The sequence below is a fragment of the Methylobacterium sp. PvP105 genome (assembly GCF_017876975.1).
Classification (GTDB): Bacteria; Pseudomonadota; Alphaproteobacteria; order Rhizobiales; family Beijerinckiaceae; genus Methylobacterium; species Methylobacterium radiotolerans.
Map to the genome: position 1 here is coordinate 4,026,807 of NZ_JAGIPA010000001.1, position 18,925 is coordinate 4,045,731.

General features: G+C 72.3%; 16 protein-coding genes. 8 read left to right on the top strand and 8 right to left on the bottom strand.

Annotated elements, in window-relative coordinates:
* The first annotated feature begins 72 nt into the window (after positions 1 to 72).
* Positions 73 to 1,938 carry an ABC-F family ATP-binding cassette domain-containing protein gene (locus J3A75_RS19875; protein WP_059409185.1) on the top strand — a complete coding sequence of 622 codons (1,866 nt, stop codon included), beginning with the start codon at positions 73 to 75 and terminating at the stop codon, positions 1,936 to 1,938.
* 69 nt (positions 1,939 to 2,007) lie between these two features.
* Here the strand turns inward: J3A75_RS19875 and J3A75_RS19880 are convergent, their stop codons facing one another.
* The gene (locus tag J3A75_RS19880) at positions 2,008 to 3,312 is read right to left on the bottom strand and encodes an aspartate aminotransferase family protein (protein WP_012319831.1); all 1,305 of its coding nucleotides are present in this window, start codon (positions 3,310 to 3,312) and stop codon (positions 2,008 to 2,010) included.
* 92 nt (positions 3,313 to 3,404) lie between these two features.
* Here J3A75_RS19880 and J3A75_RS19885 point away from each other — a divergent pair, with 92 nt between their 5' ends.
* Entirely contained in the window at positions 3,405 to 4,259 is an 855-nt protein-coding gene (locus J3A75_RS19885) for a LysR substrate-binding domain-containing protein (protein WP_070999766.1), read from the top strand.
* 67 nt (positions 4,260 to 4,326) lie between these two features.
* Here J3A75_RS19885 and J3A75_RS19890 read toward each other — a convergent pair whose 3' ends face one another.
* A complete protein-coding gene (locus J3A75_RS19890) occupies positions 4,327 to 4,992 on the bottom strand; it encodes a hypothetical protein (RefSeq protein ID WP_043073944.1) in 666 nt (221 codons plus the stop codon).
* Between the two features lie 721 nt (positions 4,993 to 5,713).
* On the opposite strand from J3A75_RS19890, the gene J3A75_RS19895 reads away from it, so the two are divergent.
* Both J3A75_RS19895 and J3A75_RS19900 read left to right on the top strand, forming a co-directional pair.
* Entirely contained in the window at positions 5,714 to 6,778 is a 1,065-nt protein-coding gene (locus J3A75_RS19895) for a WcbI family polysaccharide biosynthesis putative acetyltransferase (RefSeq protein WP_012319834.1), read from the top strand.
* A gap of 80 nt (positions 6,779 to 6,858) precedes the next feature.
* Positions 6,859 to 7,887, top strand: coding sequence for an alpha/beta fold hydrolase (locus J3A75_RS19900; RefSeq protein ID WP_043073946.1), 1,029 nt, complete (start codon positions 6,859 to 6,861; stop codon positions 7,885 to 7,887).
* Here the strand turns inward: J3A75_RS19900 and J3A75_RS19905 are convergent.
* Positions 7,856 to 8,590, bottom strand: coding sequence for a dihydrofolate reductase family protein (locus J3A75_RS19905; RefSeq protein ID WP_012319836.1), 735 nt, complete (start codon positions 8,588 to 8,590; stop codon positions 7,856 to 7,858). The genes J3A75_RS19900 and J3A75_RS19905 overlap by 32 nt on opposite strands.
* Before the next feature lie 175 nt (positions 8,591 to 8,765).
* Here J3A75_RS19905 and J3A75_RS19910 point away from each other — a divergent pair, with 175 nt between their 5' ends.
* The 4 genes from J3A75_RS19910 to J3A75_RS19925 are packed head-to-tail and all read left to right on the top strand — an operon-like array spanning position 8,766 to position 12,818.
* A complete protein-coding gene (locus J3A75_RS19910) occupies positions 8,766 to 9,203 on the top strand; it encodes a GlcG/HbpS family heme-binding protein (RefSeq protein ID WP_012319837.1) in 438 nt (145 codons plus the stop codon).
* Between the two features lie 2 nt (positions 9,204 to 9,205).
* Complete coding sequence (locus tag J3A75_RS19915; RefSeq protein WP_070999768.1) at positions 9,206 to 10,792, top strand: peptide ABC transporter substrate-binding protein; 1,587 nt, start codon at positions 9,206 to 9,208, stop codon at positions 10,790 to 10,792.
* Positions 10,789 to 11,712 (top strand): ABC transporter permease, encoded by a 924-nt coding sequence (locus tag J3A75_RS19920; protein WP_043073947.1) that lies wholly within the window; start codon positions 10,789 to 10,791, stop codon positions 11,710 to 11,712. Before J3A75_RS19915 ends, J3A75_RS19920 begins: the two co-directional genes overlap by 4 nt.
* Positions 11,709 to 12,818 (top strand): ABC transporter permease, encoded by a 1,110-nt coding sequence (locus J3A75_RS19925; protein WP_083374363.1) that lies wholly within the window; start codon positions 11,709 to 11,711, stop codon positions 12,816 to 12,818. The genes J3A75_RS19920 and J3A75_RS19925 overlap by 4 nt, the downstream gene beginning before the upstream one ends.
* A gap of 26 nt (positions 12,819 to 12,844) precedes the next feature.
* Here J3A75_RS19925 and J3A75_RS19930 read toward each other — a convergent pair whose 3' ends face one another.
* From J3A75_RS19930 to J3A75_RS19950, 5 genes are all read right to left on the bottom strand, one after another.
* Positions 12,845 to 13,801 carry a D-2-hydroxyacid dehydrogenase family protein gene (locus tag J3A75_RS19930; RefSeq protein WP_024829650.1) on the bottom strand — a complete coding sequence of 319 codons (957 nt, stop codon included), beginning with the start codon at positions 13,799 to 13,801 and terminating at the stop codon, positions 12,845 to 12,847.
* A 69-nt stretch (positions 13,802 to 13,870) separates the two neighbouring features.
* Positions 13,871 to 15,499, bottom strand: a complete 1,629-nt coding sequence (locus tag J3A75_RS19935; RefSeq protein ID WP_070999770.1) for a dihydroxyacetone kinase subunit DhaK — start codon at positions 15,497 to 15,499, stop codon at positions 13,871 to 13,873.
* 200 nt (positions 15,500 to 15,699) lie between these two features.
* Complete coding sequence (locus tag J3A75_RS19940) at positions 15,700 to 16,638, bottom strand: carbohydrate ABC transporter permease (protein WP_209650700.1); 939 nt, start codon at positions 16,636 to 16,638, stop codon at positions 15,700 to 15,702.
* Positions 16,635 to 17,591: a carbohydrate ABC transporter permease gene (locus J3A75_RS19945; RefSeq protein WP_012319844.1), complete on the bottom strand. Its 957-nt coding sequence runs from the start codon at positions 17,589 to 17,591 to the stop codon at positions 16,635 to 16,637. Before J3A75_RS19945 ends, J3A75_RS19940 begins: the two co-directional genes overlap by 4 nt.
* A gap of 23 nt (positions 17,592 to 17,614) precedes the next feature.
* The gene (locus J3A75_RS19950; protein WP_053620930.1) at positions 17,615 to 18,925 is read right to left on the bottom strand and encodes an ABC transporter substrate-binding protein; all 1,311 of its coding nucleotides are present in this window, start codon (positions 18,923 to 18,925) and stop codon (positions 17,615 to 17,617) included.

Below are 18,925 nucleotides of genomic sequence, written 5' to 3' on the forward strand. Positions count from 1 at the left end.
ACGCGGGGGGGGGGACCGGTCGGCGCGGAGGCCGCCCTTGCCTCGCGGCGTCCGGACCGCCAGAACGCCGGCATGCTGCGCGTCAACGACCTCACCTATCGCATCGGCGACCGTCTGATTCTCGATTCCGCGAGCTTCACGATCCCGGAAGGCGCCCGGGTCGGGCTCGTCGGGCGCAACGGGGCCGGCAAGACCACCCTGTTCAAGGCCATTCTCGGCGACCTCCCGGTCGACGCGAAGTCGGTGGCGCTGCCCAAGGGCATGCGGATCGGCGCCGTCGCCCAGGAGGCGCCGGCCGGACCGGAGACGCTGCACGCCGTCGTGCTGGCCGCCGACACGGAGCGCGCCCGCCTGATGGCGGAGGCCGAGCACGCGGACGGGCTGCGCCGGGCCGAGATCGAGACGCGGCTCGTGGATATCGGCGCCCACTCGGCGCCGGCCCGGGCCGCCGCGATCCTGCACGGGCTGGGCTTCGACGCGGCCGCCCAGGCGCGACCCTGCTCGGACTTCTCCGGCGGCTGGCGGATGCGCGTGGCGCTCGCCGCCGTGCTGTTCTCGGAGCCGGACCTGCTGCTCCTCGACGAGCCGACCAACTACCTCGACATCGAGGGCACGCTCTGGCTGTACGATTACCTGGAGCGCTACCCGCGCACCGCGATCATCATCAGCCACGACCGCGACCTGCTCGACACAAGCGTCGACCACATCCTGCACCTCGACCGCGGCAAGCTGACGATCTACCGCGGCGGCTACACCAGCTTCGCCAAGCAGCTCTCGGAGAAGCGCGTTCTCCAGGCCAAGGCGAAGGCCAAGCAGGATGCCGAGCGCGCGCATCTGCAGAGCTTCATCGACCGCTTCAAGGCCAAGGCCACCAAGGCGCGGCAGGCCCAGTCGCGGATGAAGCGGCTCGCCAAGATGGAGCCGATCGCGGCTCTGCTCGAGGACGACGTGCCGGTGATTCACCTGCCGAGCCCCGAGAAGCCGCTGTCGCCGCCGATCGTCGCCATGGAGCGGGTCAAGGCCGGCTACGGCGACCGGATCGTCCTCACCGGCCTCGACCTAAGCCTCGCGCCAGACGACCGGGTCGCGCTGCTGGGCGCCAACGGCAACGGCAAGTCGACCTTCTGCAAGCTGATCGGCGGCCGGCTCGGGCCGGTCGCCGGCGAGGTGAAGCGCTCCTCCAAGATGGAGGTCGCCTACTTCGCCCAGCACCAGCTCGACGAGCTGCGCCCCGCCGAGAGCGCCTACGCGCATGTCCGGACCCTGATGCCCGACGTGCCGGAGGCGAAGGTGCGCAGCGCCACGGCGCGGCTCGGCTTCGGCGCCAACAAGGCCGACACGCCGGTCGAGAAGCTGTCGGGCGGCGAGAAGGCGCGGCTGCTGATGGGGCTCGCGGCCTTCCACGGCCCGCACCTCCTGATTCTCGACGAGCCGACCAACCACCTCGACATCGAGAGCCGGCAGGCCCTCGTGGAGGCGATCAACGACTACGAGGGCGCCGTCATCCTCGTCTCGCACGACCGGTTCCTGGTCGAGGCCTGCGCCGACCGGCTCTGGCTGGTCGCGGACGGCACGGTGAAGACCTTCGACGGGGACATGGACGATTACCGGCGCTTCGTCCTGTCGGGGCCCGAACGCGAGGCAGAGCGCGAGGCCGAGCCGTCCGGCGGCCAGAAGGCCGAGGCGCGCCGCGCCGGCGTCGAGCGCCGCGCGGCCCTGGCGCCCCTGCGCAAGCGGCTGGAGGCCATCGAGGCGCGGATGGCCAAGCTGACCGCGGCGATCCAGAAGATCGACGCGGCCCTGGAGGACGGGTCCGCGTTCCGGGAAAACGCCGCCAAGGCCGGCGAGATCGCCAAGATGCGGTCGGACGCCGCGACTGCGCTCGCCGCCGCCGAGGAGGAGTGGTTGACGGTCAGCACCGAGATCGAGGCGGCGTGACGCGGCGGCCCGCGCGACTCGGCCGAGCGCGCGGGCCGGCCGGCGCGGGCGACCGGCGCGGCGGCCGCCTCAGACCGCACCTTCGATCGCCCGCTCGAGGATGTCGACGCCGAGGTCGATCTCCGCGTCGGTGGCGGTCAGCGGCGGGGCGATGCGGAACACGCCGCCCATGCCGGGCAGCTGCACGATGTTCATGCTCAGCCCGAGTTCGAGGCAGCGCCGCGTGATCGCGTCGCCCAGCTCCGGCGCCGGCACCTTCGTGTCCCGGTCGGCCACGATCTCCATGCCCTGAAGGAGCCCGCGCCCGCGCACGTCGCCGATGCAGGCGAAGCGCTGCTGCAGCGCCCGCAGCCGCGCCGCGAGCCGCGCGCCGGCCGCCTCGGCCCGGCCGACCAGGCCGTCGCGCCGGACGATCTCCAGCACCTTGAGCCCCACCGCGGCGGGAAGCGGGTCGGAGACGTGCGTCGTGTAGAACAGGAAGCCGCGGGCGTGACAGAGATCCTCGATCTCCGGCGTGGTCAGGACCGCCGCGAGCGGCAGGCCGGCGCCTAGGGTCTTCGACAGGGTCAGGATGTCGGGCACCACCCCGTCGCGCTCGCAGGCGAACATCAGGCCGGTGCGGCCGATACCCGTCTGGGCCTCGTCGAGGATCAGCAGCATGCCCCGCTCGGTGCACTTGCGCTTGAGGGCCGCGAGGTAGCCGGGCGGAAGTTCGAGGATGCCGCCGGAACTGAGGATCGGCTCGGCCAGGAAGGCCGCGAGGTTGCCGGTCGACTGCCGATCCACCAGCGCGAAGGCGTAGTCGAGCTCGGTCTGCCAGTCGGCGGCCCCGTCCCGCGCGAAGGTGGGGCGGTAGGCGTTCGGTGCGGGAATCGCGAAGGAGCCGACGGGGGCCGGGCCGTAGCCCTTGCGGCCGGCGCTGTAGGTCGCCGAGGCGGCGCCCGCCGTCATGCCGTGCCAGGACTGCGCGAAGCTCACGATCTCCCAGCCGCCGGTGGCGAGCTTGGCCATGCGCAGGGCGGCCTCGTTGGCCTCGGCGCCGGTGGTCAGGAGAAGCGTCCGCTCCAGCCCGCCGGGGGCGAGGCCGGCCAGCTCCGTCGCGAGGTCCACCACCGGCCGGCTCAGCATGCCGCTGAACAGGTGATCCAGGCGGCCGACGTGGTCCGAGACGACGGCGGCGATCTCGGGATGCCCGTGCCCCAGGATCGCGCTCATCTGGCCGGAGGTGAAGTCCAGGATCTCCCGGCCGTCCGCGTCGTAGACGAAGCTCCCCTCGGCCCGCTCGATGATCACCGGCGCGAAGGTGCCGCCGTAGCGCACCAGGTGCCGGCGGGCGCGCGTCCAGAAATCGGGGTCGTCGTTCCGCGTCGTCATCGATCCGGGTCCCGTGGCAGGCCGGCCCATGCTAGGACGACCGAAGACCCCAGAGAAGCTTATAGTTCTGAACCCAGGGTTCAGCGATCCTGATGGCCCAGAGCCTCGACATCGACCTCCTGCGCAGCTTCGCCACGGTGGCGGAGACGGGTGCGCTGAGCCGGGCCGCGGAGCGGGTCGGGCGCAGTCAGGCCGCCCTGAGCATGCAGATGAAGCGGCTGGAGGATCTGGTCGCGCAGCCGCTGCTGCGGCGGACCGGGCGCGGTGTGGTGCTCACCGTCCAGGGCGAGCGCCTCCTCGTCCACGCGCGCCGGATCCTCGCCTCGCACGACGACGCGGTGGCCGAGCTGTCCGGCGGGCGCCTCAACGGCACCTTGCGGTTCGGCTGCCCGGACGATTACGCGCAGGCCTTCCTTCCAGCCCTGTTGCGCGGCTTCGCGCGCCTTCACCCCGACGCCGCGATCGAGGTGGTCTGTGCCGCGACGCCCCGTCTGGAGGATCGCCTGGGCCGCGGCGGGCTCGATCTGGCGCTCGTCTCCGTCCCCCTGACGGCCGGGCGGGAGATCCTGCGGCGCGAGGACCTCGTCTGGGTCGCGCCGCGCGGCGCCGCGGCGCCTTGGCCCGACCCGCTGCCGCTCGCGCTCGGCGACCCCGACACCCTGGACCACCGGGCGGCCCGGGCCGCCCTCGACCAGGCCGGGCGCGCGTACCGGATCGCCTACGCGAGCGGCAGCCTGTCCGGGCTGCTGGCGGTGGCGCGCTCTGCCCAGGCTGTGGCGGTGCTCACCCGCGCCGCGGTCCCGCCCGACTTGCGCATCCTGACCCGCGGCAGCAGCCTGCCCGCGCTGCCGCGGATCGGCCTGACGATCCGCCTGGACGCCGCGCATGCGGCGCCGCTGACTCGCGCCTTCGCCGCCCACCTGCGCGCGATCCTGCCGACGCTCTGATCGGGCGACCGCACAGGGCACCCGTCGGTCCGGGCTCCGCGGACCGGGACCGGTGGCGAGCGCGGCCCTAGCCCTCCTCGGACGGCTTCTGCCAGACCACGACGATCTCGTCGTTGTCGACGTTGATCCAGTTGATGTGCGTCCGCGGATGGGCTTGGCGGATCGTCTCGAAATGCGCGCTGTTGCAGAGGAGGTAGATGTCGCTCCCGGTGTCGTCCAGGCGTGCCTCGGCCTCGTGCACGACGGAGCGGAGGCTCGGACCCGGCAAGTGCGCGGCTCGGAGCTTCCTGCCGGCCAGTTCCGGGAAGGCCACGCTCCAGGCCGCCGTCACCCGCGGGCTGTCGTACGCCACGACCGTGTCGGTCCCGACGAGCCGGGACGGGCTGTGATCCAGCCGGACATCCTCGCTCCAGTTGCGATTGGCCGCGGCGATCGTCTTCGTCGTCTCCGGCGACACGACCGGCGTCGTCGCCGTGGCCGCCGCCATCGCCGCGGCGGCGACCTGCGTGCCTCGCCGGTCGGTCACGTCGAGCGCAGCGTCGATCACCTGGATGCGGTTCTCGACCAGGGCGAAGACGGCGCCGGCCGCCTCCGGCGTGAGCGTGTAGATCGACCGCGGATCCGGCGCCGCGACGGGCTTCACGTCGTGCGCCGGCGCGAGCGCGGCCGCCTCGGCGGGGAGCGCCTTCTGGGCGCCAGCCGTGATCGCGGCCATCGGAGGTACGTAATCCATCGCGCAGTCTCCAGCTTTTCCTCCGACGCGGAACCCGGCCTCCGATCCGCGCAGCGTCGTCGCTCCGGCGTCTACCGGCCGCCGACGGCCACGTGGCGCGGGCATTGACGACGGTCATGGCGATGCGGAGCGCCGCGACCCCGAGCGTTCTGCGGCAGCGCCGTGAAGTCAGCTCTGCCCGAGGCCGGCCGTGCGGGCCGGGCCATCGGAGTACGCCGCGCCTGCCGGAGCGGCCGCTTACGCGGGGTAACGACGAGAGAGGGACCACCTCGGTCATCGAGGGCCCGCCGGTCCTCATGACCGCGAGCGCCCCATCCGCGAGCTTCATGCCTCGTTGAATCGGATTTGTGGGCAAGGACTTGAGTCTGTCAACGATGCGTAAGTTGAATCCTCGCACGGTTCCGATTCCCCGCACCCGATTTGGTGACGAATTCGAAAATAAGCTCGGGTCGATCGATGCGTTGCTTCGCTCCGCTAGAGAAAGACAGAGGCGCGTATCGGGTATTCGTGACTCTCGGACCGCGACACTGAAAGTGCGGGCGATCCACAGGTGGCGGGGGCTGCCACGGCGTCCGCTCGACTACGCGGGTCTCCCGACCCGCCCCGACGCTGGCTCAGAGGGCACGCCTGTCGCGGGGGGGCCGGACCGGCGGTCCCGCCCTGCGGGATGCGCATGGGTGCGGTGTTTGCCCGCGGCCCGCGGACATGCGAGAGAGGCCGGATGTTGACCGTCGATAGCCTCTGGCGCGCGCGGCACCGGCTCGCGCAGTTCGGGAAGAAGCGGACAGGCTCGCCGCGCATCCTCGTGATCGGCGTCTGTCAGGCCGGATCCATCGCCAAGACGATGCGCTACCTGCTGCCGCACGCGCAGGTCGATTTCGTCTCGGCGTTCACGGCCTCACGCCGGTTCCCGCGGCTCGCCGACCTGATGGCGCATGCGGACGGGTACGACCACGTTTTCACCAGCATCTACCTGCCCAAGTTCAAGGGCGGCGGCACGATCGACACCCTGCGGACGCATCCGAAGGTCCGCCTGATCCCGACCATCGTGTTCAGCGCCTACCATCCCGACTTGGTCCACGTCGGCGTGCAGGATTCCGTCACCCTCAACGGCCTGATCTCGGGGCCGATGGGGCACTCGCACTCGGCGATCACGCTGTTCGCCTACCTGTCGGGCTTCTCGCAGGCGCAGGCGCTGCGGCTGTTCTCCGAACCGGTCTTCGAGCGCCTGGGATACTTCAACCTCTGGGACGAGTCGGTCGCGTACCTGCGCGGGCTCGGCGTCCAGGCCGGGTACGATCTCGACACGCACCTCACGCGCTGGGCGCGCCGGGGCTGCTTCATGCACTCGATCAACCACACGAAGCTCTACGTCGTGGCCGACCTCGCCCGGGGTCTGCTGACCCGTGCCGGCGTGCCCTTCGAGGAATGCGACCTCGACGCGTTCCTCCCCGACGATCTCGGCGGCCAGGGCAGCTGGCCGGTCTATCCGGAGATCGCCCAGCATTACGGCGTGCCCGGCAGCGCCCTGTTCTTCAAGGCGGAGACGCGCCGGTCCGGCCCCGCGCGCACGATGAGCCGGGCCGAGTTCGTCGCCGCCTCCTACGCGAACTACGACCGGCGCGAGCGGAAGCTCCTGATCTCGCAGCGCGTCCAGGGCTGGCTCAACGATCAGCCCACGGTGGACTTCCTGCGCGAGGCCGCGGGCCGGGGCGAGGCGCCGGCGCGGCCGGCAAGCCGCGCCCCGGCGGTGAATGCCGGCAGTCTCGCCGGCCACGCCTCGTAGCGACCGTCCGGGCACTTCCCCACGTTCCCGGCGTTGTCGCGCACGGCCCGCCGCCGCGGGATGGACGTCGAGGTGTCCCGATGAGTTCCGTGTCCCGCCATCGCGCGGGTCGTACCGCGACCGCGGCGGCCCTGACGCTCGTCGGCTCGGCGGCGGCCCTGGTCGGCTGGAGCGCGCTCGCGGTGAACCGGCGCATGCCTCTGCCGCCCGCGCTGCCGGGCCGGCACGAGCGGCTCCGGACCCGGCGCGCCGGCGCGCTCTCGCTGTACTGGTCCGCGGAGGCCGAGGGCGTCCCGCTCCTGCTGATCCACTCGATCAACGCGGCAGCCAACGCCTACGAGGTCCGGCCGCTGTACCTGCGCTACCGCGGCACGCGGCCGGTCTACGCCCTGGATCTCCCGGGTTTCGGCTTCTCGGAGCGCTCGCGCCGGCGCTACACGCCGCGCCTGATGGTGGAGGCGATCCACGCGGCGGTCGACGAGATCCGGAGCCGCCACGGCGGCTGGGCGATCGACGCCCTGGCCCTGTCGCTCTCGTGCTCGTTCCTGGCGCGGGCGAGCCTGGAGCGGTCCGACGCCTATCGCAGCCTCGCGCTGATCAGCCCGACGGGGTTCGACGCCCGGCTCTCCGGGGACGGGCCGCCGGACGGCCATCGCGGCCGCGACTGGCTGCGCCGCGTCCTCGACCGCCCTCCCCTGGGGCGGCCGCTCTTCGATGCCCTGGTGACGCGGCCGAGCATGCGGTTCTTCCTGGCGAAGACCTTCGGCTCGTCCGACATCAACGAGGGGCTGCTGGCCTACGATTACGCGTCGGCCCACCAGCCCGGCGCCGAGCACGCGCCCTTCTGCTTCATCGCCGGCCACCTGTTTCCCACCGACGCGACGCGCCTCTACGAGCGCCTGCGCCTCCCGGTCTGGATGGTGCACGGGGAGCGCGGCGACTTCGTCGACTACCGGCTGGTGCCCCGGGTCGCCGACCGGCCCAACTGGCGCGTCGACACCCTGCCGACCGGCGCCTTCCCGCATTTCGAGCGGCCGGAGGCGGTCGCGGCCGGCTACGACGCGTTCCTGGCGAGCATCATTCGCCTGCCGGCGGCTCGACCGGCGTGATCCGGTAGCGGAGCCACACGACGCCGTCGGACAGGCGCTCGCAGGCCGTCAGGTCGAGCTTGCGGCGGCTGCCCATCGTGTCCGCCTCCTCGCCGCCGATGTCGAACACCGCCGGCGTCCCGCTCAGGCCATCGACCGCGGGCACGAGGAGCAGGCTCAGCTCGTCGATGAGCCCGGCCTTCAGCATCGACCCGTTGATGTGGCCGCCGCCCTCGACGAGGAGCCGCTCGATCCCGAACAGGGCGCGCAGCTTCGCGGCCGCCAGGGGGAAGTCGACCGCCCGGTCGCCCGCGAACAGGTAGGACTGGCCGCCCGCCCGCAGCGCGCGCAGGTGCGAATCCGGCACGGACTCGGTGAGCACCACCACGACGTGGTCCCCCTCGATCGCGTCGCGCGCGCCCCAATCCAGGCGACCCCGCGCGTCGAGGGCCACGGCGTAGCCGGGCGCGTCGCGGCGGGCGACGTGGTCCTCCCGCGGGACCGGCACGCCGTCGTCCGCGACCGGCTCCGGCAGCGGATCGGCGCTGTCGGCGTAGCCCTGCATGGTGACGCGCCCGCACATCCAGGCATCGCCCTTCAACTCGCCGTGGACGCGCTCGTAATGGCTGTCGGCGTCCAGCGTCTTCCAGCGTCGCACCTTGATCCGGCCGTCGACCGACGAGGTCATGTGACAGATCACGTAGGGGCGTTCGGCCGATTCCATGGGCGCTCCTCGCTCGGCGCGCCGGGGCCTCCCGCGCGGGCCACGCCGAAACTAGGCGGCGCGCCGGCCGCGCCCAGCGGATCGAACGCCGCAGCGCTTCGCGTCGGTGGACCCGGCGGTCCCCGGTCCGTAAGGATGAGTAAGCCGCCGGGAGCGGCGTCCGCGCTGGAATCCGATGATCGACCTGACCCTCGAGGCCGCCCGCACCGTCGTCGACACCGCCCTGCGGGAGGCGCGGAACCGCAACCTCAAGCCCTTGGCCGTCGTCGTCTACGATGCCCGCGGCGCGCTCAAGGCGGTCGCGGTCGAGGACGGCACGTCCCTGCGCCGGGCCGAGATCGCGAGCGGCAAGGCCAACGGCGCCCTGGCGCTGGGCCTCGGCTCGAGGGCGATCCACGCGCGGGCGGAGCAGCAGCCCTACTTCGTCGCCGCCGTCACCCACCTCGCCGGTCCCGACGCCCTCGTGCCGGTGCCGGGGGGCGTGCTGATCCGCTCCGGCGAGGGACGTCTCCTCGGCGCGGTCGGCATCTCCGGCGACACCTCGGACAACGACGAGATCTGCGCGGTGGCCGGGATCGAGGCGGCCGGCCTCAGGCCGGATACCGGCGCCTGACCGTGCGCCCGCGGCGGCGCGACTGGCTGGCCGGCGCGATCGCCCTCGCGGCCGTGCGGCCCGCCCGCGCGGCCGACGCGCTCTACCGGCGCGGCAACGACGCCGATCCCGAGACGCTGGACCCGCACCGCTCGTCCACGGTCGCGGAGGCGCACATCCTGCGCGACCTCTGCGACGGACTGCTCACCTACGACAACCGGGGCACGATCATCCCGGGCGCGGCGCGCGCCTGGTCCGTCTCCGAGGACGGGGTGAGCCTGCGTTTCGACCTGCGCCCCGACGGTCGCTGGTCGAACGGCGAGCCGGTCACCGCCGACGATTTCGTCTACGCGTTCCGCCGGATGCTCGACCCGACGACGGCGGCGAAGTACGCCGAGATCCTGTTCCCGATCCGCAACGCCGCCGCCGTGAACCGCGGCGCGGCCCCGGCCGACGCCCTCGGCGTCGCCGCCGAGGGGCCGCTCCGGCTCGCGATCACGCTGGAACAGCCGACGCCCTACATCCTGGAGCTCCTGACCCACCAGACCGCGCTGCCGGTCCACCGCGCCTCGGTCGAGCGCTACGGCGACAGCTTCACCCGGCCGGGAAACCTCGTGACCAACGGACCCTACCGGCTCGCCGACCGCGTGCCGGGCGGCGCGATCACGCTGGAGGCCAACCCGCACCATCCGGACGCCGCGAGCCTCGCGATTCCGCGCGTCGCCTTCCTGCCGACGCCCGACATCGCCGCCGCGGTGCGCCGCTACGCCGCCGGCGAGATCGACTCGCTCTCCGACCTGCCCGTCGACCAGATCGCCGACCTGCGCCGCCGCTTCGGGCCGCAGGTGGTGCTCGGCCCCTCGCTGGGGCTCGCGGCGCTGGTTGTGAACACGCGCAAAGCGCCGTTCTCGGACCGGCGCGTCCGCCGGGCGCTGTCGCTCGTCATCGACCGCGAGTACCTCGCCGACGGGCTCAACGGCGGCACGATGAGCCCGGCCTACTCCCTGTGCCCGCCCGGCCTCGACAATTATCGGACGCCCCCCGAGACCGAGGGCCGCCTCGGCCTGCCGATCGATCACGAGGCGGAGGCGCGCCGGCTGCTCGCGGAGGCGGGGTTCGGGCCCGACCGGCCGCTCACCGTGGAATACCGGTTCAACATCAGCGACAACAACCGCACCATCGCGGTGGCGATCGGCGAGATGTGGCGCGACCTCGGGATCGTGACCCGCTTCGTCTACACGGACGCGAAGACGCATTTCGCCTACCTGCGCGACGGCGGCGATTTCGACGTCGCCCGCTACAGCTGGATCGCCGACTATTCCGATCCGCAGAACTTCCTGTTCCTGCTCCAGAGCGGGAACGACGGCATGAATGCCGGCCACTGGTCGGACCCCGCCTACGACGCCCTGATGGCGCGAGCCGCCACTGAGCGCGACCTCGCCCGCCGGGCCGGCCTGCTCTACGACGCGGAGGCGATCGCGCTGCGCGAGCTGCCCTGGATCCCGCTGATGCACTACCGCTCGAAGGCGCTGATCGCGCCGCGGCTGCACGGCTATCACCCGAACCTGCGCAACGCCGCGCCGACCCGCTTCATGAGGCTCGACGCGTGATCCGCTTCATCCTGCGCCGCCTCCTCCAGGCCGTGCCGACGCTGCTCGCCGTGGTGACCGTCAGCTTCTTCCTGATGCGGCTCGCCCCGGGCGGGCCGTTCGACCTGGAGCGGCCGCTGGCGCCCGCCGCCCTGGAGAACCTGCGCCGGGTCTACGGCCTCGACCGGCCGCTGATCGCGCAGTTCGGCAGCTACCTCGCGGCGCTGGCGCAGGGCGATCTGGGACCCTCCTTCTCGTTCCGCGACCAGACCGTCCTCGGCCTGATCGCCCGGGGCCTGCCCGTCTCCGCGACGCTCGGCGTCCTCGCCCTCGCGCTGGCCACCGCGCTCGGCGTCGGGCTCGGGATCGCGGGGGCGCTCCGGCGCGGCGGGTTCGTCGACCGGCTGCTCGGCGTCGGGGCCGCCCTGACCCTCTCGCTGCCGAGCTTCGTCGTCGCGCCGCTGCTCCAGATCGCCTTCGGGCTGACCCTGCGCTGGCTGCCGCTCGGCGGCTGGAACGACGGCGCGCCGAGCCATCTGATCCTGCCGGTGGTGACCCTGGCCCTGCCGCAGGTCGGTGCCCTGGCCCGGCTCACCCGGACCTCGCTGGCCGAGGCCCTGCGGACGCAGCCGGTCCGCACCATGCGCAGCCTCGGCCTGCCGCCGGCCCGCGTCGCCCGGCACGCCCTGCGGGGGGCGCTGCTGCCGGTGGTGGCCTATCTCGGGCCGCTCGCGGCGGCCCTGCTCACCGGCTCGGTGGTGGTGGAGACGATCTTCGGGCTGCCGGGCATCGGGCGGTACTTCGTGGAGGGCGCGCTCAACCGCGACTACACGCTGGTCATGGGCACGGTCCTGCTCGTCGCCGGGCTGGTGATCCTGCTCAACCTCGCCGCCGACCTCGCCTGCGCGTGGCTCGACCCGCGCCTCCGGGTGGCGGCGTGACCGCGACCGCGACCGTGGCGGCGCCGGGTCCGGCCCGGCGCGCCGTCCTCCGGTTCGCGCGGGAGCGCACCGCCGTGGCGGCGCTCACCCTGCTGGTCCTGATCGCCCTCGCCTGCCTGATCGGCCCGGGCCTCACCGGCCACGATCCCGAGCGCGCCTATCCGGACCTGCGCCAGCTCCCGGCCGGCCTCACCGCGCAGCCCGACGCCGCGCGTCTCCGGCCGGCGCTCGAGCGCCTGGCCTTCCGCATGCGCGCGCGGCTCGACGCGGTCGAGCGCGACGGCGACACGATGCGGCTCACCCTGGGGTCCGACGCGGGCGTCGACCGCCGCAGCCTCGTCTACCTGCCGCGCTCGGCGCTGTTCGGGACGCCCGCCGTCCTGGAGGACCGGGACGGCGGGCGCGGCCTCGTCGTAGCGGTGCCGATCCGGCGCCTCCACTTCCCCCTCGGCACCGACATCCAGGGCCGCGACCTGCTGACCCGCTGCCTCGTCGCCGGACGGATCTCGCTGGCGATCGGGCTCGCGGCCAGCCTCGTCGCCCTGCTCATCGGTGTCGCCTGCGGCGCGACGGCGGGCTTCGTCGGGGGCGCCGTCGACGCCGCGATGATGCGCGCCGTCGACGTGCTCTACGCCCTCCCCTTCGTGTTCTTCGTGATCCTGCTGCTGGTGTTCTTCCGCCCGAGCCTGCTGCTCATGCTGGTGGCGATCGCCGCGGTGGAATGGCTCGACATGGCCCGGGTGGTGCGCGCCGTGACCCTGTCGCTGCGCGAGCGCGACTTCGTCCGCGCCGCGCGGGCGCTCGGGCTCGGGACACCGCGCATCATCCTCCGGCACATCGTGCCCAACACCCTCGGCCCGGTGGTGGTGACCGCCACGCTGCTGGTGCCGCAGGTGATCCTGCTGGAGAGCTTCCTGTCGTTCCTCGGGCTCGGCGTGCAGGAGCCGCAGACCAGCTGGGGCGTCCTGATCGCCGAGGGCGCCCGCTCCATCGAGGCGGCGCCGCACCTGCTCGCGGCCCCGGCCGCCTTCCTGATCGCGACCCTGGTGGCGCTCAACCTGATCGGCGACGGCCTCGCGGACGCGCTGGAACCCCGCGGGGACTGAGGCCGCGTCGGGCGGCGTATCCGGACTCAGCCCAGGCGCCGGATCGGGGCACCGGCGAGCCAGGCCTCAATGTCCTCCACCGCCTGGGTGAAGAACGTCCGGTAGTTGCTGCGCGACACGTAGCCGAGATGCGGCAGGGCCAGCACGTTGGGCAGGCGCCGGAACGGGCTGTCGGCCGGAAGGGGCTCGGTCTCGAACACGTCGAGGCCGGCTCCCGCGATCCAGCCTTCCTCCAGGGCCTGGAGCAGCGCGGCCTGATCGACGATCGGCGCGCGCGAGGTGTTCACGAGAAAGGCGTCGCGGCGCATGCGGCGCAGCTCGGCCGCGCCGAGCAGGCCGCGCGTCCGGTCGCCCAGCACGAGGTGGATCGTGACGACGTCGCTCGCCTCCAGCAGGGCCTCCTTCGAGGCCGCCCGCTCCACCCCGGCGGCGGCGGCGCGGGCGTCGTCGAGATTCGGGCTCCAGGCGATCACCCGCATGCCGAAGGCGCGCCCGATCTCGGCCACCCGAGTCCCGATCTTCCCGAGGCCGAGGACGCCGAGGGTCGCACCCGCGAGGTCGGTGCCGATCGTGCTCTGCCAGGGGCCGCCTGCCCGCAGGGTCAGGCTCTCCGGCGCCACGTGACGGGCCAGTCCGAGGATCAGCGCCCAGGTCAGCTCCGTCGGCGGCGTCGGGCTCGAATCCGTGCCGCAGACGACGACGTTGCGCGCCCTGGCCGCCGCGAGGTCGATGGCGAGGTTGCGCATGCCGCTGGTCACGAGCAGCTCGAGCCGGGGCAGCCGCTCCAGCAGCGCCGCCGGGAACGGCGTCCGCTCCCGCATGATCACGAGGATCTCGGCCTGCGCGATCCGCGCCACGAGATCGTCGGGATTCGCGATGTGCTGGGCGATCGCGGAGACGGCGACGCGGTCGGAGAGGCGCGTCCAGTCCGCGAGCGCGAGAGCCGCCTGCTGGTAATCGTCGAGGATCAGGCAGGTGCGCATGAGAGGGGGTTAGGCCTCGGTGGAAGGTGCGTCAACGGTCGCCGTGCGACGACGCGCGGCGCCCTGTTCCTATGCGCCGGCCAGAGCCGCGAACGCTGCCGCCACGCCGGCGGCGCCGGGATCCTGGACACCGGCGAGGTCCCCGGCCGCCAGGTAGCTCGAGCGGCCCGCGCCGGCGCGCTCCATCCCGGCCGTGGCCTCGGCACCGGCCCGGGCGGCCGCCGCGGCGGCGGCCAGATCGCCGTTCTTCAGCGCCTCCACGGCTGGGATCAGGGCGTCGAGCAGGGTGCGGTCGCCGGCCTTAGCGCCGCCGTAGCCCTGGACGCGCGCCACCCCCTGCCCGAGAGCCTCGGGCCACGCGGCGCCGTCGGCGAGGGCCGAGGCCGTCGCGGCGAAGAAGATCGATCCGAGCACGCCGCTCGATCCGCCGACCGCGCGCCCAATCCGCTCGGCGAGCGCCCGGCACAGGGCCGCGGGCTCGGCCTGCGGCAGGCGGTCGAGATCGGCCTGGACGGCGCGGGCCGCGCCCGCGAAGGTCGTGCCGGCGTCGCCGTCGCCGACCTTGGCATCGAGGCTGTTCAGAGAACCCTCGGCCCGGATCAGGGCCTCGGCGACGACCCGGATCCGGGCAGCGGTGACGGCGTCGTGCGACGGCGCGAAGGCCTCGCCCGCGAGCCCCGCGGGCACCGGCCGCAGGATCGGCGGCTCGACCCGGACCGCCGCGGGCCAGGCCGGGACCGGGACGGGCTCCGACAGGGCGCGCTCCAGCGCGTCGTCGAGCGGCAGGACCGACAGCGAGGCGCCGTGCATGTCGAGCGCCGTCATCAGCGGGGCGGGCCCGAGCAGCAGGCGGACGCGCTGGCCCAGATCGGTCGCGAGCACCGCCCGGGTGAGGATCTGCATCTCCAGGGCGGAGGCGGAGCCGAGATTGTTCACGAGCAGCGCCAGCCCGTCCGCGCCCGGGACGGACCGCGCGAGACGCTCGGCCATCATGCGGGCGAGCTCGCTGGCCTTGGGCAGGGCGATGCGCTCCGCGCCGGGCTCGCCGTGGATACCGAGGCCGAGTTCGGCCTGCCCCTCCGCCAGCCGCTCGCTGCGCGCCGAGCCGGGGATCGTGCAGGTCGAGACCGCGATGCCGAGCGACTTCGCCGCCCCGGCGGCCCGGCGGGCGAGCGCCGCCACGGTCTCGAGCGGTTCTCCGGCCTCCGCGGCGTGACCCGCCACCTTGTGCACGAACAGCGTCCCGGCGACGCCGCGGGGCTGCTTGGCGTCCGGGAGGGCGATGTCGTCCGACACGATCACGGTCTCGACCTTGTGGCCCAGCGCCCGGGCGCGCTCGGCGGCGAGGCCGAAGTTCAACCGGTCGCCCGCGTAGTTCTTGATGACGAGCAGGCACCCGGCCGGTCCCGTCACCGCGAGGATCCCGGCCAGGACCGCGTCGACGCTCGGCGAGGCGAAGACGTCGCCGCAGACGGCGGCGCTCAGCAGGCCCGGCCCGACGAAGCCGGCATGGGCCGGCTCGTGACCGGAGCCGCCGCCGGAGACGACCGCGACCTTCCCGGAATCCGGAGCGGCGCGGAGAACGACGCGGATGCCCGGGTCGCCGTCGAGCCGCGCCAGGCGTCCGCCGCTGGCCGCGACGAGGCCGTCGACCGCATCGTTGACCAGGGTGGAGCGGGCGTCGATGAAATGGGCCATGGCGTGACCTTCGATGGGGCCGGCCCGCGATTCTGCGCCGGCGGATCCGCGCGCATTGTCCGCGCTGTCGAGCCCTGCTGGCAACGGTCTCCGTCCCCGCGAGCAGAGCGAAGCGATCCGGGCAGCGCCACGCCGACCGACGTCCCGCTGCCCTGGCTCGCTTCGCCGCGCTCGCTAGAACGATGGTCTGACGCGTCCCCTCACTCCTTCACGGCGCCGGTGAGCGCGGACACGTAGTACTCGACGAAGAACGAGTAGAGGATCACCAGCGGCAGCGAGCCGAGCAGCGCGCCGGCCATCAGCGAGCCCCACTTGTAGACGTCGCCGTCCACGAACTCGCTCACCACGGCGATGGGCACCGTCTTGTTCTGCGTCGAGGACAGGAAGGTCAGCGCGTAGATGAACTCGTTCCAGCACAGGGTCAGCGAGAAGATCCCCGCCGAGATCAGCCCCGGGAAGGCGAGCGGCAGGATGATCTTGGTGAGGATCTGCCACCGGCTGGCGCCGTCCATCAGCGCGCATTCCTCGAGCTCGTAGGGGATGGTCTTGAAGTAGCCCATCAGGAGCCAGGTCGAGAACGGGATCAGGATCGTCGGATAGGCGAGGATCAGGGCGATCGGCGAGTCGAACAGGCCGTAGGCCTGGATGATCGTGGCGAGCGGGATGAACAGGATGGAGGGCGGCACAAGGTAGGCGAGGAAGATCGCCGCCCCGACCCAGCCGGCGCCCCGGTAGCGCACGCGGACGCACGCGTAGGCGGCGAGCACGCTCGCGAACAGCGACAGCACGGTCGCCGCCACCGACACGTACATCGTGTTCCAGAGCCAGCGCGGATACTGCGTCTCGAAGAGGAGCTTGTTGATGTGCTTGAGCGTCGGGTCCACGACCCAGAACGGGTTGAACCGCTCCATATCGATCAGCTGCTCGTCCGGTTTGATGGCGGTGAGCGCCATCCAGTAGAACGGGAACAGCAGCACGGCGAGGATGATGAGGAGCGGCAGGTAGGTCGTCACGAGCCGCCGCGGCAGGCGCTCGAGATAGGCCATCCCCTCCGAGTTGTCGGTGAGCCCGGCGGGTTGGGCCGTGAGGACGGGGGCGAGGTGCGGGTCGGCGTGGGCCGGCGGTGCGGGCGCGCTCATCGGTCGGACTCCCCGGACTGCCAAGCCCTTCGCTGCAGGCCGAACCACGAGATGCCGATGGCCGCGAGCAGGAACGGCACCATGGCGGTGGCGATGGCCGCGCCCTCGCCGAGCGTCCCCGAGAGGATGCCGCGCTGGTACGAGAGGGTCGCCATCAGGTGGGTGGCGTTCACCGGACCGCCGCGCGTCATCGCCCAGATCAACTGGAAGTCGGTGAAGGTGAACAGCACCGAGAAGGTCATGACCACGGCGATGATCGGGGTCAGGAGCGGCAGGGTGATCCGCGAGAAGATCTGCCAGTTCGAGGCGCCGTCGAGCGTCGCGGCCTCGTAGAGCGAGGGCGAGACCGTCTGGAGACCGGCGAGCAGCGTGATGGCGATGAACGGCACGCCCCGCCAGATGTTGGCGAAGATCACGCAGGCGCGCGCCATGGCCGGCTCGCCGAGGAAGTCGATGTTGCCGTCGATCACCCCGAGATGGCGCAGCGACCAGGAGATGATCGAGAACTGGCTGTCGAAGATCCACCAGAACGCGATGGCCGACAGCACGGTGGGCACCACGAACGGGATCAGCACGATCGACCGGATGATCGACTTGAACGGCATGTTCTTGTTGAGCAGCAGCGCGAGGTAGAGACCGACCCCGAACTTCACCACGGACGCCACCGCCGTGTAGAGGCAGGTGTTGAACACCGAGAGCCAGAAGACGTCGTCGTCCCAGAGCCACTCGTAGTTCTCGAGACCGACGAAGACGCCCTCGCGGCCGATCCGCGCGTTGGTGAAGGACAGCCAGATGCCCTTCAGGAGCGGGTAGGCCAGGAACAGGCCGAGGATCAGCGCCGTCGGCAGCATGAACCAGAACCCCGCCCAGCCCCGGCTCGCGCGCACGCGCTGCCAGGCCGATCGGGTCGGGATTGCGGCCGGGGCGGGCTGCGTCAGGGCCGTGTGCGCCATGGTCTCGCCTCCGGCGGGTGGGGTCAGGTGTTCCGGAAGATGCGGGTGGCGGCGCGCTCGGCGTTCTTGATGGCGCCCTTCACGTCCTCGCGGCCGGTGCAGTGGCTGGCGAACATGTCGACGATGACGAAGTCGGCGAGCACCGCGGCGATGCGCTCGCTCACCGGCGCGAGGCCGCCCGCCGCCAGGGAGCGCCGGCCCGCCTCGGCGAAGACCGCGTTCTTCGGGTCGCTCGTCCAGATCGGGTTCTTCGGGTAGTTCGACAGGGGCTCGCAGAGGTAGCCCTGCGCCGCCTCCAGCCAGGGATTGTAGTTCGCCGCCTCCATCATGAAGGCGATGAAGGCCTTACAGGCGTTCGGCGCCTTCGAGTACTTGAAGGCCAGGATCGGGAAGGCGAGCTGGAACTCGGTGGGCTTGCCGACGGGTCCGATCGGCCAGACCGCGTGGTCCATGTCCTCGGCGAGCTTCGGGTTGTCCTTCTTGGCCGCCGCGTAGATCGAGATGCCGTTGTTGGTCAGGTAGAGGTCGCCGGCCAGGAAGGCCTTGTTGTTCGACGAGTCGTTCCACGACACCGTGCCGGGCACGAAGGTCTCGTACAGGGACTTGACGTACTCGAGCGCCTTGGCGGTCTCGGGCGAGTTGATGACGATCTTCTCGTTGGCGTCGACGAGATTGCCGCCGTGGGACCAGAGCGCCCAGTGGCACCACGTGTTGCCGTCGCCGGTGGCGTGGCCGAGGGCGAAGCCGGCCGGCGTGTTGTTCTTCTTCAGGCCGCGACAGAGCTCGAGGAAGCCCGCGGTGTCGGTGGGGAACTTGTCGAACCCGGCCTTCTTCATCGCCGAGATGCGGTAGTTCGGGTAGCCGCCGTTGAACGCCACGGGGATCGCGATCCACTTGCCCTTGACCTTGCCGTAGGCCTCCGCGGACGGGAACCAGGGGCCGTACTTCTTGGCCAGGGACTCGGCCACGTCCTCGAGCGGCAGGCACTTGTCGGGGAAGAGCGCCGGGAACGAGAACAGGCCCCAGACCATGTCGGGCCCCTGCCCGGTATTGGCGGCGACCGACGCCTTGGGCTGGATGTCGTCGAAGGACTCGTTGCTCACCGTGACCTTGACGCCCGTCGCCTTGGTGAAGGCGTCGACCAGCTTCATGAAGGCCTCGTCCTCGGCCGGAACGAAGCGCTTCCAGCGCAGGAGCGACAGGCTCGCTCCCGGCTCGGGCTTCCATTCCGCGGTCTGCGCCCAGGCCCTGGCGAAGCCGAGGAGGTCGCCGCCGGCGGCGAGGCCGGCCGCGGCGGCGCCCGCGAGGAGGGACCGGCGATCGAGAACGGACAT

Excerpts from the sequence above, each read along its gene's own strand:
- J3A75_RS19905 (WP_012319836.1), bottom strand. The coding sequence starts at position 8,590 with ATGGAATCGGCCGAACGCCCCTACGTGATCTGTCACATGACCTCGTCG.
- J3A75_RS19890 (WP_043073944.1), bottom strand. The coding sequence starts at position 4,992 with ATGGATTACGTACCTCCGATGGCCGCGATCACGGCTGGCGCCCAGAAG.
- J3A75_RS19900 (WP_043073946.1), top strand. The coding sequence starts at position 6,859 with ATGAGTTCCGTGTCCCGCCATCGCGCGGGTCGTACCGCGACCGCGGCG.
- J3A75_RS19940 (WP_209650700.1), bottom strand. The coding sequence starts at position 16,638 with ATGAGCGCGCCCGCACCGCCGGCCCACGCCGACCCGCACCTCGCCCCC.
- J3A75_RS19895 (WP_012319834.1), top strand. The coding sequence starts at position 5,714 with ATGTTGACCGTCGATAGCCTCTGGCGCGCGCGGCACCGGCTCGCGCAG.
- J3A75_RS19950 (WP_053620930.1), bottom strand. The coding sequence starts at position 18,925 with ATGTCCGTTCTCGATCGCCGGTCCCTCCTCGCGGGCGCCGCCGCGGCC.
- J3A75_RS19945 (WP_012319844.1), bottom strand. The coding sequence starts at position 17,591 with ATGGCGCACACGGCCCTGACGCAGCCCGCCCCGGCCGCAATCCCGACC.
- J3A75_RS19930 (WP_024829650.1), bottom strand. The coding sequence starts at position 13,801 with ATGCGCACCTGCCTGATCCTCGACGATTACCAGCAGGCGGCTCTCGCG.
- J3A75_RS19935 (WP_070999770.1), bottom strand. The coding sequence starts at position 15,499 with ATGGCCCATTTCATCGACGCCCGCTCCACCCTGGTCAACGATGCGGTC.
- J3A75_RS19885 (WP_070999766.1), top strand. The coding sequence starts at position 3,405 with ATGGCCCAGAGCCTCGACATCGACCTCCTGCGCAGCTTCGCCACGGTG.
- J3A75_RS19880 (WP_012319831.1), bottom strand. The coding sequence starts at position 3,312 with ATGACGACGCGGAACGACGACCCCGATTTCTGGACGCGCGCCCGCCGG.
- J3A75_RS19910 (WP_012319837.1), top strand. The coding sequence starts at position 8,766 with ATGATCGACCTGACCCTCGAGGCCGCCCGCACCGTCGTCGACACCGCC.
- J3A75_RS19875 (WP_059409185.1), top strand. The coding sequence starts at position 73 with ATGCTGCGCGTCAACGACCTCACCTATCGCATCGGCGACCGTCTGATT.